Raw genomic sequence first — 13,070 nt, 5'->3', positions numbered from 1 at the left:
CGTAGCCGGGCCGTCCCCGTGTCCCCGTGGCGCACCGCGGGTGGAGCAGCCGCGGCGGTGCGGCAGAATTCCGGCCATGGGGATAGTCGCCGGGTTGGACAGTTCACCCGCTTTCACTCGCATCGTCGTCTGTGACACGGACACGGGGGCCGTGCTGAGGCAGGGCTATGCGCCGCATCCGATGGAGGCCGTCGAGGGCGGCGGGCGGCCCGCGGACGTCGACCCGCAGGCCTGGCTGCTGTCCCTGGGAGAGGCGGCCGGCGGCGGGCTGCTGGAAGGCGTGCAGGCCATCGGCGTGTCAGCGCAGCAGAACGCGGTCGTGCCGCTGGACGCGCAGGGCAACACGGTGCGCCCGGCGATGGTCGGCGGGGACAAGCGGACGCAGGTCGCGGCGGCCGACCTGATCGACGCCCTCGGCGGGCGGGAGGCGTGGGCGCACGCGGTGGGGAGCGTGCCGCAGGCCGCGCACCCGGTGACGAAGCTGCGCTGGCTCGCCAAGAACGAACCCGACGCCGCCCTGCGCACCGCGGTCCTCATGCAGGCCCACGACTGGCTGGTGTGGCAGCTGCTGGGGCGGCCCGTCCGGCGGACCACCGACCGCGGCGGGGCCTCGGGGACCGGCTACTGGTCGGCGGCCACCGGCGGCTACCGCCCCGACCTCGTCGAGCTGGCGCTCGGGCACCAGGTCATGCTGCCCGAGGTGATCGGCCCGGCGGACGCGGCCGGCACCACCCCCGAGGGGCTGCTGATCTCCGCCGGGACCGGGGAGACCATGGCCGCCGCCTTCGGGCTGGGGATCGGGCTCGGCGACGCGGTCGTGTCGCTCGGCGCCTCCGGGTCCGTCATGGCCGTCCACCACGAGGCCCTCGTCGACGGCGCGGGGATGATCACCGCCCTGGCCGACGCGACCGGCCTGCACCTGCCGGTCGTCACCACCCTGAACGCCGTACGGGCCCTGCGCGGTACCGCCGAACTGCTCGGGCTGGCGGACCTGGAGAGCCTGTCGGAGCTGGCGATGAAGTCCACGCCGGGCTCGCACGGGCTGGTGCTGCTGCCGTATCTGGAGGGCGAGCGGACGCCGAACCTGCCGCACACCGCCGGGACGCTGGCGGGCCTCAGGCGCGAGTCGATGAAGCCGGAGCACCTCGCGCGGGCCGCGTTCGAGGGCATGCTGTGCGGGCTCGCCGACGCGCTGGACGTGCTGCGCGGCCGCGGTGTCGAGGTGCGGCGGGTGTTCCTGCTGGGGGCGGCCGCCGCGCTGCCCGCCGTGCAGGCCGTGGCGCCGTCGCTGTTCGGCGCGCAGATCGCCGTACCGCAGCCCGCGGACTACGCGGCGATCGGCGCCGCCCGGCAGGCCGCCTGGGCGCTCGGCGTGTCACAGGGCACCCTCGACCCGCGCACCCCGCCGGCCTGGCAGGGCGCGGCGGCGCAGATCCTGGAGCCCGGGGAGGATCTGGCGGTGGGACAGGCGGTGCGGCAGCAGTTCGTGTCGGTGCGGGACCAGACCCATCCGGGCGCCTTCCGCCCATGAGGCGGCACAACACGCCCTGACGGCTTAATCGGTTGAGGTAACACGGGTGGAGTGTCCGACGATAGGAGCCTCGGGCACACGCCCGCTCCACCCGACGACGCCGACTCCGAGAGACGCAGCGTGCTCATACGACTTCTGCGGGCCTGTCTGAGGCCCTACAAGAAACCCATCGCCCTGCTGGTGCTGCTGCAGTTCCTGCAGACGTGCGCCACGCTCTACCTGCCGACGCTGAACGCCCACATCATCGACAACGGTGTCGTCAAGGGAGACACGGGCTACATCCTCTCCTTCGGTGCCCTGATGATCGGCATCTCGCTGGCCCAGGTGGTGTGCAACATCGGCGCCGTGTACTACGGCGCCCGCACCGCCTCGGCGCTCGGCCGGGACGTCCGGGGGGCCGTGTTCGACCGCGTGCAGTCGTTCTCGGCGCGCGAGGTGGGCCACTTCGGCGCGCCCTCGCTGATCACCCGTACGACCAACGACGTGCAGCAGGTCCAGATGCTGGCCCTGATGACGTTCACGCTGATGGTGTCCGCGCCGATCATGTGCGTGGGCGGCATCGTGCTGGCGCTCGGCCTGGACGTGCCGCTGTCGGGCGTGCTGGTCGCCGTCGTGCCGGTGCTGGGGATCTGCGTGACGCTGATCGTGCGGCGGCTGCGGCCGCTGTTCCGGGCCATGCAGGTGCGCCTCGACACGGTCAACCGGGTGCTGCGCGAGCAGATCACCGGCAACCGCGTCATCCGCGCCTTCGTCCGGGACGAGTACGAGCAGCGGCGCTTCGGGGAGGCCAACGCGGACCTGACCGAGATGTCGCTGAAGACGGGCAACCTGCTCGCGCTGATGTTCCCGGTGGTCATGACGACGGTGAACCTGTCGTCGATCGCGGTGGTGTGGTTCGGCGCGCACCGCATCGACAGCGGCGGCATGCAGATCGGCGACCTGACGGCGTTCCTCGCCTATCTGATGCAGATCGTGATGTCCGTGATGATGGCCACCTTCATGTTCATGATGGTGCCGCGCGCGGAGGTGTGCGCCGAGCGCATCCAGGAGGTCCTGGACACCTCCTCCAGCGTGGTCCCGCCGAAGGCGCCGGTCACCGAGCTGCGCCGGCACGGCCATCTGGAGATCCGCGGGGCGGGCTTCCGCTACCCGGGCGCGGAGGAGCCGGTGCTGAAGGCGATCGACCTGGTGGCCCGGCCCGGCGAGACGACGGCCGTGATCGGTTCGACCGGCAGCGGCAAGTCCACGCTGCTCGGGCTGGTCCCCCGGCTGTTCGACGCCACCGAGGGCCAGGTGCTCGTCGACGGCACCGACGTGTCCGCGCTGGAGCCGAAGCTGCTGGCCAAGACGGTCGGGCTGGTACCGCAGAAGCCGTACCTGTTCGCGGGCACCGTCGCGACCAACCTGCGCTACGGCAATCCCGACGCCACCGACGAGGAGCTGTGGCACGCGCTGGAGGTGGCGCAGGCCAAGGACTTCGTCTCCGGCCTGGAGGGCGGCCTGAACGCGCCGATCGCGCAGGGCGGCACCAACGTCTCCGGCGGTCAGCGCCAGCGGCTGGCGATCGCCCGCACGCTGGTGCAGCGCCCGGAGATCTACCTGTTCGACGACTCCTTCTCCGCGCTCGACTACGCGACCGACGCGGCGCTGCGCGCGGCGCTGGCCCAGGAGACCGCCGAGGCGACCGTGGTGATCGTCGCGCAGCGGGTGGCGACCATCCGCGACGCCGACCGGATCGTCGTCCTCGACGAGGGGCGGGTCGTCGGCACGGGCCGCCACCACGAGCTGATGTCCGGCAACGAGACCTACCGGGAGATCGTGCTCTCCCAGCTGACGGAAGCGGAGGCTGCCTGATGGCCGGGGCTATGGGGCGGATGATGGCCGGGGGCGGCCCCGATCAGCGCTCGATGGACTTCAAGGGGTCGGGCAAACGGCTCGTCGCCCAGTTCAAGCCGGAACGGCTGACCATCTACGCCCTGCTGGCCTGCGTGGTCTTCAGCGTCGGCCTGAACGTGATCGGGCCGAAGATCCTCGGCCGGGCCACCGACCTGGTCTTCGGCGGGATCATCGGACGGAAGATGCCGTCCGGGGTGTCGAAGCAGCAGGTCCTCGACTCGATGCGGGAGCGCGGCCAGGGCGACGTCGCCGACATGCTGCGCGGCACCGACTTCACGCCGGGCAAGGGCATCGACTTCGGCGCGGTCGGCAGCGTGCTGCTGCTGGCGCTGTGCACGTTCCTGGCCGCCGGTCTGCTGATGGCGGTGGCGACCCGGCTGGTGAACCGGGCCGTCAACCGGACGATGTACCGGCTGCGGGAGGACGTGCAGACGAAGCTGTCGCGGCTGCCGCTGTCGTACTTCGACAAGCGGCAGCGCGGCGAGGTGCTCAGCCGGGCGACCAACGACATCGACAACATCGGCCAGACGCTGCAGCAGTCGATGGGCCAGCTGATCAACTCGCTGCTGACCATCATCGGCGTGCTGGCGATGATGTTCTACGTCTCCTGGCTGCTGGCGCTGGTGGCGCTGGTGACCGTGCCGCTGTCGTTCGTCGTCGCCACCCGGGTCGGCAAGCGCTCGCAGCCGCACTTCGTGCAGCAGTGGCGCTCCACCGGCAAGCTGAACGCGCACATCGAGGAGATGTACACCGGCCACACGCTGGTGAAGGTGTTCGGCCGGCAGGACGAGTCGGCGCAGCAGTTCGCGGAGCAGAACGAGGCGCTGTACGAGGCCGGTTTCCGGGCGCAGTTCAACAGCGGGGTCATGCAGCCGCTGATGATGTTCGTGTCGAACATCAACTACGTGCTGGTCGCGGTGGTGGGCGGTCTGCGGGTGGCGTCGGGCGCGCTGTCGATCGGTGACGTGCAGGCGTTCATCCAGTACTCGCGGCAGTTCTCGATGCCGCTGACGCAGGTCGCCTCCATGGCGAACCTGGTGCAGTCGGGCGTGGCGTCGGCCGAGCGGATCTTCGAACTCCTGGACGCGGAGGAGCAGGAGGCGGATCCGGTGCCGGCCGAGAGGCCGGCCGAGCTGCGCGGGCGGGTCGCGCTGGAGGACGTGTCCTTCCGCTACGACCCCGACAAGCCGCTCATCGAGGGCCTGTCGCTGAAGGTGGAGCCCGGGCACACGGTCGCCATCGTCGGCCCCACCGGCGCCGGCAAGACGACGCTGGTGAACCTGCTCATGCGGTTCTACGAGGTCTCCGGCGGGCGCATCACCCTCGACGGCGTGGACATAGCGCGGATGTCACGGGACGAACTGCGCGCGAACATCGGCATGGTGCTGCAGGACACCTGGCTGTTCGGCGGCACCATCGCGGAGAACATCGCCTACGGCGCCTCGCGCGAGGTCACCCGCGGCGAGATCGAGGAGGCGGCGCGAGCGGCCCACGCCGACCGTTTCGTGCGCACCCTGCCCGACGGCTACGACACCGTGATCGACGACGAGGGCACGGGCGTCAGCGCCGGTGAGAAGCAGCTCATCACCATCGCCCGGGCGTTCCTGTCCGACCCGACGATCCTGGTGCTGGACGAGGCCACCAGCTCCGTCGACACCCGCACCGAGGTGCTGATCCAGAAGGCGATGGCCAAACTGGCGGACGGGCGGACCTCGTTCGTGATCGCGCACCGGCTCTCCACCATCCGGGACGCGGACACGATCCTGGTCATGGAGAACGGCGCGATAGTCGAACAGGGCACCCACACCGAGCTGCTGGCGGCCGACGGCGCCTACGCGCGGCTGTACAAGGCGCAGTTCGCGCAGGCGGTCGCCGAGGTGGACTGAGGCTCGACGGTTGTGCGGGGCCGCTCGGTCGTGCCGGGCGGCCCCGTCTCAGTCCAGGTAGCCCCGCAGCTGGTCGGCGAAGGCGTGGTCGCGCAGCTTGTTGAGGGTCTTGGACTCGATCTGCCGTATCCGCTCCCGTGTCACGCCGAAGATGCGGCCGATCTCCTCCAGGGTGCGCGGACGCCCGTCGGCCAGCCCGTACCGCAACTGCACGACCTTGCGCTCGCGTTCGCCGAGCGTGGAGAGCACCGCCTCCAGGTGTTCGCGCAGCAGCAGGAACGCCGCCGACTCCACGGGGGAGGCGGCGTCGCCGTCCTCGATCAGGTCGCCGAGCGCCACGTCGTCCTCCTCGCCGACGGGGGCGTGCAGGGAGATCGGCTCCTGGGCCAGCCGCAGCACCTCGCCGACCCGCTCCGGCGGCAGGTCGAGGTCGGCGGCGACCTCGTCGGCGGTGGGCTCGTAGCCGCGTTCCTGCAGCATGCGGCGCTGGACGCGGACGACGCGGTTGATCAGCTCGACGACGTGGACCGGGACGCGGATGGTGCGGGCCTGGTCGGCGAGGGCGCGGGACATGGCCTGGCGGATCCACCAGGTGGCGTAGGTGGAGAACTTGTAGCCGCGGGCGTAGTCGAACTTCTCGACGGCCCTGATGAGGCCGAGGTTGCCCTCCTGCACCAGGTCGAGCATGGTCAGGCCGCGTCCGACGTACCGCTTGGCCACCGACACCACGAGCCGCAGGTTGGCCTCGACGAGGCGGCGCTTGGCCATGCGTCCCATGACGACGAGGCGGTCGAGGTCGAGGGCGAGTTCGCTGTCCAGGTCGGGCGTGCTGCTCAGCTTCTCCTCGGCGAACAGGCCCGCCTCGACGCGGCGGGCGAGTTCGACCTCCTCGGCGGCGGTGAGCAGCGGGACGCGGCCGATCTCGCGCAGGTACTGGCGGAACAGGTCCGAGGAGGGGCCGCCGGTGTCGGTGCGGACACGCGACGGCCCGGACGCCTCGACGGCCTCGGCGGTTTCGGGGGGATCGGCCGGTTCAGGCGGATCGGCGGGATCGGCGGGATCGGCGGCATCGAACTCTTCGGCGGGCGGGCCGTCCGGGTCCGCCGGGAGGTGGGGCACGGCACGGAGCTGCGGGGGGACCGCGGCGAGGACGTCGGCCTCCGGGTCCGCTTCCGTGCCGTCCGTACTGACGTCGGTGTGGGTGAGGGTCCGGGTCTGCACGGGGGCGACCTCCAGGGTGATCGCTGCTGAGGTGTGCGGCAGCGGTACGTCGGGGGCGGAGTCGGCGGCCTCGCCGCTGTCCGTCCCGTACGCGATGAGCGAAGCCACGGGGGTCGTGGACCCGCGGGGGACGGATCGGCCGCGCTCCGAGGACTCAGAGCTCCGGACGGAATGGGAGTCCGATCAGCGCGCGGCGTCTGGTGCGTGCGTTCGCAAGGCGCCGGAGCGTCCTCGTGGCGGAGCCACGTGGGCGTTTCGGCAACGCCGCGAGCGTGCGTGCCAGGCGTCGCGCGCCGGGCGCCCATTCCGTCCGGAGCTCTCTGGCACCGCAACCCAGTGTGGAGTACGACACATCGCCGCCACGAGGGGCGTGCGGTGACTTTTTGCGTCCGGCCCGTGACCGCCCGGTGACCGTGCCGGACGGTCGGCTCACAGAGCGGCGGCTCCGTGCTCGCGCAGTGCCTGGTCGTACTGCTGGAGCACCCACAGCTCGTTCTGCACGGCCGTCAGGTGGGCCGGGTCCCCGCCCGCGGCCAGCCGGGCCAGCTGGGACTGGATGTCGCGGATGCGGCGCTCCACGGCGCGGCGGCGGACCGTCACCAGCACGGTGCCCGCGTACACCTCGTCGACGGTCCTGCGCATGATCGCCTCGACCGCCAGTTCCGTCACCATGGCGCGGACCGTGTCGTCGGGCGCCGCCTCGCGGACGCGGACCAGGTACTCCTGCGGGTCCTGCACGCCGTACTCCGCGCCGCCCGCGTCGAGCACGGCCTGGCGCACGGCCGCGTACGGCGCGGCGGTGAACTCGTCGACGCCGTACGCGTCGAAGGCCGGGGAGACCAGCTCCGGGCGCTGGAGGGCGAGTTTGAGCAGTTCCCGTTCGGTGGCGTAGACGGGGTTGCGGAGGTTGAGCGCGGGGCCGCCGCCGGCCGGGCGGGGGGCGGCCTCGTACTGCTGACGGCCGCGCGCCGGGGCCGGGGCCGGGGCGCCGCCGCGCTCGCGGGCCCAACGGGCCAGCTGGGCAACCCGCTTGACCACGAACTGCGTGTCCAGGATGCCGAGCATGCCGGCCAGCTGCACGGCGACCTCGTGCTGGGCGCCGGTGTTCTTGATGCGGGCGACGATCGGGGCCGCCTCGTCGAGGGCGGCGGCGCGGCCCGCCGGGGTGTCCAGGTCGTAGCGGACGACGATCTGGCGGAGCGCGAACTCGAAGAGGGGGGTGCGGGGTTCGACCAGGTCCGCGACCGCCTCGTCGCCCTTGGCGAGGCGCAGCTCGCAGGGGTCCATGCCGTCGGGGGCGACGGCGATGTACGTCTCGGCGGCGAACTTCTGGTCGTCCTCGAAGGCGCGCAGGGCCGCCTTCTGGCCGGCCGCGTCGCCGTCGAAGGTGAAGATCACGCGCGCGCTGCCGTTGTCCATCAGCAGGCGGCGCAGGATCTTGATGTGGTCGCCGCCGAAGGCGGTGCCGCAGGTCGCGATGGCGGTGGTGACGCCGGCGAGGTGGCAGGCCATGACGTCGGTGTAGCCCTCGACGACGACCGCGCGGGAGGTCTTGGCGATCTCCTTCTTGGCCAGGTCGATGCCGTACAGGACCTGGGACTTGCGGTAGATGGCCGTGTCGGGGGTGTTGAGGTACTTCGGGCCGTTGTCCGCCTCGTACAGCTTGCGGGCGCCGAAGCCGACGACGTCGCCGCCGATGTCGCGGATCGGCCACATCAGACGGCCGCGGAAGCGGTCGATGGGGCCGCGGCGGCCCTCCTGGGAGAGGCCGGAGAGGATCAGTTCCTTGTCGGTGAAGCCCTTGCCGCGCAGGTAGCGGGTGAGGTGGTCCCAGCCCTGCGGGCTGTAGCCGACGCCGAAGTGCTGGGCGGCGGCCTGGTCGAAGCCGCGCTCGGCGAGGAACGTGCGGCCGGCGTCGGCCTCCGGGCCGGTGGCGAGCTGCTCCGCGTACCACTCGGCGGCGATCTTGTGGGCCTCGACCAGGCGGATCCGCTCGCCGCGCTGGTGGGCGGGGTTGTACCCGCCCTCCTCGTAGCGCAGGGTGATGCCGGCCTGGGCGGCGAGCCGCTCGACCGCCTCGGAGAAGGTGAGGTGGTCGACCTTCATCACGAACGTGATGGTGTCGCCGCCCTCCTGGCAGCCGAAGCAGTGGAAGAGGCCCTTGCTGGGGCTGACCTGGAAGGACGGGGACTTCTCGTCGTGGAAGGGGCACAGGCCCTTGAGGTTGCCGCCGCCGGCGTTGCGCAGCTGGAGGTACTCGGACACGACGGCGTCGATCGGGACCGCGTCCCGTACCGCCTTCACGTCCTCGTCGTTGATCCGTCCAGCCACGCGTGAAGTCTACGGCGGCGCGCCGACACTCAGGCCCTGCCGTTTGGATCATGCCGACGTCGCGGGGCCTGGCACGCGCACCTGCGGCGTTGTCGTCGGTTGCCGACGCTCCGCGTCGACGCCCTCCTCCGCCTTGCATCTGCACGCACCAGGCCCCGCTCGGGTAGGCCGCAAGGAACCGCGCATCAGAGCCGACCTGATCCAAGCGGCAGGGCCTACGGGACGAGGCTTTCCAGCGGTACGTGCGGGTCCGCCAGCGCCTCCGTGTTCACCTGTGTCCTCGCCCGGATCAGCCGCTGGACGGTGTCCGTGACGTCCCACACGTTGACGTTCATCCCGGCGAGCACCCGGCCCTCCTTGACCCAGAAGGCGATGAACTCGCGCTTGCCCGCGTCGCCGCGGATCACCACCTCGTCGTACGACCCCGGGGGCGCCCAGCCGGAGTACTCCATGCCCAGGTCGTACTGGTCGGAGAAGAAGTAGGGCACGCGGTCGTACACGACGTCCTGGCCGAGCATCGCGCGGGCCGCCGCGGGGCCGCCGTTGAGCGCGTTGGCCCAGTGCTCGACGCGCAGCCGGGTGCCGAAGAGGGGGTGGGGGAAGGAGGCGACGTCGCCGGCCGCGTGGATGTCGGGGTCGGAGGTGCGCAACCGTTCGTCGACCACGATGCCGCCGCCGTGCGCCCGGTCGGCGATCTCCAGGCCCGCCGCCTCCGCGAGGGCGGTGCGCGGGGCCGCGCCGATCGCCGCGAGCACGTCGTGCGCCGGGTGCTCCTCGCCGTCGTCGGTGCGGACGGCGAGGACCATGCCGTCCTGGCCGACGATCTCCGCCAGGGTCCGCCCGAACTGGAAGCGGACGCCGTGCGCGCGGTGCAGCTCGGCGAAGAGGTTGCCCAGCTCGGGGCCGAGCACGCCGTGCAGCGGGGTCTGCGCGGGCTCGACGACGGTCACCTCGGCGCCGTACTCGCGGGCCGCCGCGGCGACCTCCAGGCCGATCCAGCCGGCGCCCGCGATCACGAGGTGGCCGTTGTCCCGGCCGAGGGCGGCGAGGACCCTCTTGAGCCGCTCGGCGTGGGCCAGGCGGCGCAGGTGGTGGACGCCGGCCAGGTCTGTGCCGGGGATGTCCAGGCGGCGGGGTTCGGCGCCGGTGGCCAGCAGCAGCTTGTCGTAGCGCACCAGCGTGCCGTCGTCGCCGAGGCGGACCGCCTTCGCCTCCCGGTCGATCGCGTCGACGGTCTGGCCGAGGTGCAGTTCGACGTCGTGCCGCGCGTACCAGGCGGGCTCGTGGACGAAGACGCTGTCGCGCTCCTCCTTGCCCAGCAGGTAGCCCTTGGACAGCGGAGGGCGTTCGTAGGGGTGGTCACGCTCGTCGCAGATCAGTATCACGCGGCCGGTGAAGCCCTCGGCCCGGAGCGTCTCCGCCGCCTTCGCGCCGGCGAGCCCGCCTCCGACGATGACGAATGTCTGATCCGCGTCGACCACTTGATGCCTCCTCGTAGGGGTGCCGCCACATGCGAGCCTCCCGCACGCAGCGTGATGGGGGAAGGGGGAGTGGCCCGATCAGGCCACGGAGGGTCACTTTCGGGCACGCCCGCGTCCCACGTGACCCCGGGTCCCTCACGGGTGCCCCGTCAGGCGGGCGTGAAGCGAGCGGGCCGCGGCGTCGGTGAGCGACGCTATCTGGTCGACGATCACCCGTTTGCGGGCGCGGTCGTCCGGGGCCCCGTCGAACAGCACCCGGAACTGGGGGTCCAGCCCGTCCGGGGCGCGGGCGGTGAGCGCCTCGGCGAGCCCGGCGACCACGATCCGCTGGTCGGCCCGCAGCAGCTCCTGTTCGGCGCGCTGCATCACGTACCGGTCGGCGACCGCCTTCAGCACCGCGCACTCCATCCGGGTCCCGCGCGGTACGACGAGTTCGGCGCCGTACCGGGTCAGTCGCCCGCTGCCCCACCTCGCGCGCGTGGCGCCCTCGGCGGCGAGGCAGAAGCGGCCGATGAGCTGGCTGGTGGCGTCCTTCAGACGGGCCTGCGCGACCGCGGAACCGTCGTACCGGTGCGGCCACCACTCCTGGGCCTGGAGGCGGTCGAGGGCGGCGGACAGCTCGGCGGGGTCGGTGTCCGCGGGCACGTACCGTCCGACGGCGACTTCGAAGACCGCCTGCCGCTCGGGCCGCGCGTGCAGGCTGTCGGGGTCGATGTGGCCGGCGTGCAGGCCGTCCTCGACGTCGTGCACCGAGTAGGCCACGTCGTCGGCCCAGTCCATGACCTGGGCCTCGAAGCACGTGCGCGTGCCGGGGGCATCCTCGCGGACCCAGTCGAACACCGGGCGGTCGTCCTCGTACACCCCGAACTTCGGGGACGCCGGGTCGGTGGGGTGCGCGCCGCGCGGCCACGGGTACTTGGTGGCGGCGTCGAGGGCGGCACGGGTGAGGTTGAGGCCGACGGAGCCGTCGGCGGTGAAGCGCTTGGGCTCGATGCGGGTCAGCAGCCGCAGCGACTGGGCGTTGCCCTCGAAGCCGCCGCAGTCCTCGGCGAATTCGTTCAGCGCCTGTTCGCCGTTGTGGCCGAAGGGCGGGTGGCCCAGGTCGTGCGAGAGGCAGGCGGCCTCGACGAGGTCCGGGTCGCAGCCCAGGGCGGCGCCCAGCTCGCGGCCGACCTGCGCGCACTCCAGGGAGTGGGTGAGGCGGGTGCGGGGGCTGGCGTCCCAGGCGAGGCTGCGGGTGCCGGGCGTGACGACCTGCGTCTTGCCGGCCAGCCGGCGCAGCGCGGCGCTGTGCAGGATGCGGGCCCGGTCGCGCTGGAAGGCGGTGCGGCCGGGGCGCTTGTCCGGTTCCGGGGCCCAGCGCTCCACGTCGGACGCGTCGTATCCGGCGGGCGGTACGCGGTTCTCGGGTGGCGGTACGCGGTTGTCGCCGTGGGCCTGGGCTGCGGTGCCTTCCATGCACCCGACAGTAGAGGCAGGCACCGACATTCGGGACGCGGGCGGGCTTCTCGGGCGGGGCGAGTTGGGGGCGGGGCCGGGCCGGGCGGGGCGAGTCGGGGGCGGGCGCGGGCCGGGGCGACGAGTTGCGGTCTCGGCTCCGCGTCGGGTCGGGCGCGGTCCGGGTCGGGTCGGGCGAGGTCCGGGTCGGGTTCCCACCCGGCGGCTCGGCCACCTCACCGGGGCGAGCCGGGCTCCGGGGCGGGTGTCGCGTCAAGGCGAGGTGCGGACCGGCCCGGTCACCTCGTCGTGGCGAGCCGGGGTCCTGCTCGGTCACGTGCCGAGGCGGGGCGCGAGTCGGTCGCCGCGTCAGGCTGGGCCGGGTTCCGGGTCGGCGGCCGAGGCCGCCGTGGGGAACGCATCGGGATGGTCGCCGGGTCAGGCCGAGGCGCGTACCGGCGCGGCGGTCGTGTCCGGGGTGGCGAGCGCCTGTTCGTAGCGGTGCAGGACGAGTCGGGCCATCGCCGGGTGCGTGCCCAGAGGCGCCGAGACGATCCACGGCGCCGCCTCGGCGCACTCCGTGGCGAAGCGGCCGGGAGCGGTGAAGTACGAGGCGACGGCGACGCGGTGGCGGCCCCGGGCGGCCAGGGCGCGCACGGCGTCCGCGACGGTGGGGGCGGCCGCGGAGGCGTAGGCGGGAACCACGGGCACGCCGAGGCGTGCGGCGAGGAGCCGGGCGGTGCGGCCCGTGTCGGCCGCGGACTCGGGGTCGCGCGAGCCGGCCGCGGCGAGCACGACCGCGCGGGAGCGGCGGTCCGCCGGGTCGGCGGGGGCGCGCCAGCCGGCCTCGGCCAGCCGGTCGTGCAGGACCTCCGCGAGGAGGGGGTGCGGGCCGAGCGCCGCGGCCACCCGCGTGCGTGCCGGTGCGGCGGCGGCCATCGCGGGGATGTCCCGCTTGACGTGGTGGCCGCGGCCGAGCAGCAGCGGCACGCAGACCGCCGCCGCGCCGCCGCGCGTGCCGGGCGCGGCGAGCGCGGCGAGCGTGTCGGGCAGCAGGGGTTCGTTCAGCTCGATGTGGCCCAGGTGCACGGGCAGGCCGGGGCGCAGTGCGCGGACCCGGTCGAGGAGCGCGCGGACGGTGCGCAGCGCGCGCGGGTCGCGGCTGCCGTGCGCCACGACGACCAGGGCGGGAGCCGCGGAAGGAGGGCCGGGGCGCCGGCTGCCGTCGAGGTCGAGGGGGACGAGGCCGGGCCGGCTCGCGTGCGGGCTGCTGATCCGGTTCATGCA

At 73.0% G+C, this 13,070-nt stretch carries 8 protein-coding genes; 3 read left to right on the top strand and 5 right to left on the bottom strand.

Annotated features, from left to right (window positions below):
* The first annotated feature begins 76 nt into the window (after positions 1 to 76).
* The 3 genes from AB0G63_RS09190 to AB0G63_RS09180 all read left to right on the top strand — a co-directional run bounded on the left by AB0G63_RS09190 (position 77) and on the right by AB0G63_RS09180 (position 5,313).
* Positions 77 to 1,531 (top strand): FGGY family carbohydrate kinase, encoded by a 1,455-nt coding sequence (locus AB0G63_RS09190; protein ID WP_360746651.1) that lies wholly within the window; start codon positions 77 to 79, stop codon positions 1,529 to 1,531.
* Positions 1,532 to 1,651: 120 nt separating this feature from the next.
* Positions 1,652 to 3,385, top strand: a complete 1,734-nt coding sequence (locus AB0G63_RS09185; protein ID WP_360746648.1) for an ABC transporter ATP-binding protein — start codon at positions 1,652 to 1,654, stop codon at positions 3,383 to 3,385.
* Positions 3,385 to 5,313: an ABC transporter ATP-binding protein gene (locus AB0G63_RS09180; RefSeq protein WP_360746645.1), complete on the top strand. Its 1,929-nt coding sequence runs from the start codon at positions 3,385 to 3,387 to the stop codon at positions 5,311 to 5,313. The genes AB0G63_RS09185 and AB0G63_RS09180 overlap by 1 nt, the downstream gene beginning before the upstream one ends.
* A 48-nt stretch (positions 5,314 to 5,361) precedes the next feature.
* Here AB0G63_RS09180 and AB0G63_RS09175 read toward each other — a convergent pair whose 3' ends face one another.
* The 5 genes from AB0G63_RS09175 to AB0G63_RS09155 all read right to left on the bottom strand — a co-directional run bounded on the left by AB0G63_RS09175 (position 5,362) and on the right by AB0G63_RS09155 (position 13,067).
* Positions 5,362 to 6,642, bottom strand: a complete 1,281-nt coding sequence (locus AB0G63_RS09175; RefSeq protein ID WP_360746642.1) for an RNA polymerase sigma factor — start codon at positions 6,640 to 6,642, stop codon at positions 5,362 to 5,364.
* A gap of 321 nt (positions 6,643 to 6,963) precedes the next feature.
* Positions 6,964 to 8,865: a DNA primase gene (gene dnaG, locus AB0G63_RS09170; protein ID WP_360746639.1), complete on the bottom strand. Its 1,902-nt coding sequence runs from the start codon at positions 8,863 to 8,865 to the stop codon at positions 6,964 to 6,966.
* A gap of 215 nt (positions 8,866 to 9,080) precedes the next feature.
* Positions 9,081 to 10,346, bottom strand: a complete 1,266-nt coding sequence (locus tag AB0G63_RS09165) for an FAD-dependent oxidoreductase (protein WP_360746636.1) — start codon at positions 10,344 to 10,346, stop codon at positions 9,081 to 9,083.
* 135 nt (positions 10,347 to 10,481) lie between these two features.
* Positions 10,482 to 11,804 (bottom strand): deoxyguanosinetriphosphate triphosphohydrolase, encoded by a 1,323-nt coding sequence (locus tag AB0G63_RS09160; RefSeq protein WP_360746633.1) that lies wholly within the window; start codon positions 11,802 to 11,804, stop codon positions 10,482 to 10,484.
* 417 nt (positions 11,805 to 12,221) lie between these two features.
* Positions 12,222 to 13,067: a sirohydrochlorin chelatase gene (locus AB0G63_RS09155; RefSeq protein ID WP_360746630.1), complete on the bottom strand. Its 846-nt coding sequence runs from the start codon at positions 13,065 to 13,067 to the stop codon at positions 12,222 to 12,224.
* Positions 13,068 to 13,070 lie beyond the last annotated feature (3 nt).

The organism is Streptomyces sp. NPDC020996 (assembly GCF_040641355.1).
Lineage (GTDB): Bacteria > Actinomycetota > Actinomycetes > Streptomycetales > Streptomycetaceae > Streptomyces.
Note: the sequence above shows the minus strand (reverse complement) of the source record. Positions and strands in the feature narration are given on the sequence as shown.

Bases quoted from the DNA above. Each gene is read 5' to 3' on its own strand.
- AB0G63_RS09180 (WP_360746645.1), top strand. From the start codon at position 3,385: ATGGCCGGGGCTATGGGGCGGATGATGGCCGGGGGCGGCCCCGATCAG.
- AB0G63_RS09155 (WP_360746630.1), bottom strand. From the start codon at position 13,067: ATGAACCGGATCAGCAGCCCGCACGCGAGCCGGCCCGGCCTCGTCCCC.
- AB0G63_RS09190 (WP_360746651.1), top strand. From the start codon at position 77: ATGGGGATAGTCGCCGGGTTGGACAGTTCACCCGCTTTCACTCGCATC.
- AB0G63_RS09160 (WP_360746633.1), bottom strand. From the start codon at position 11,804: ATGGAAGGCACCGCAGCCCAGGCCCACGGCGACAACCGCGTACCGCCA.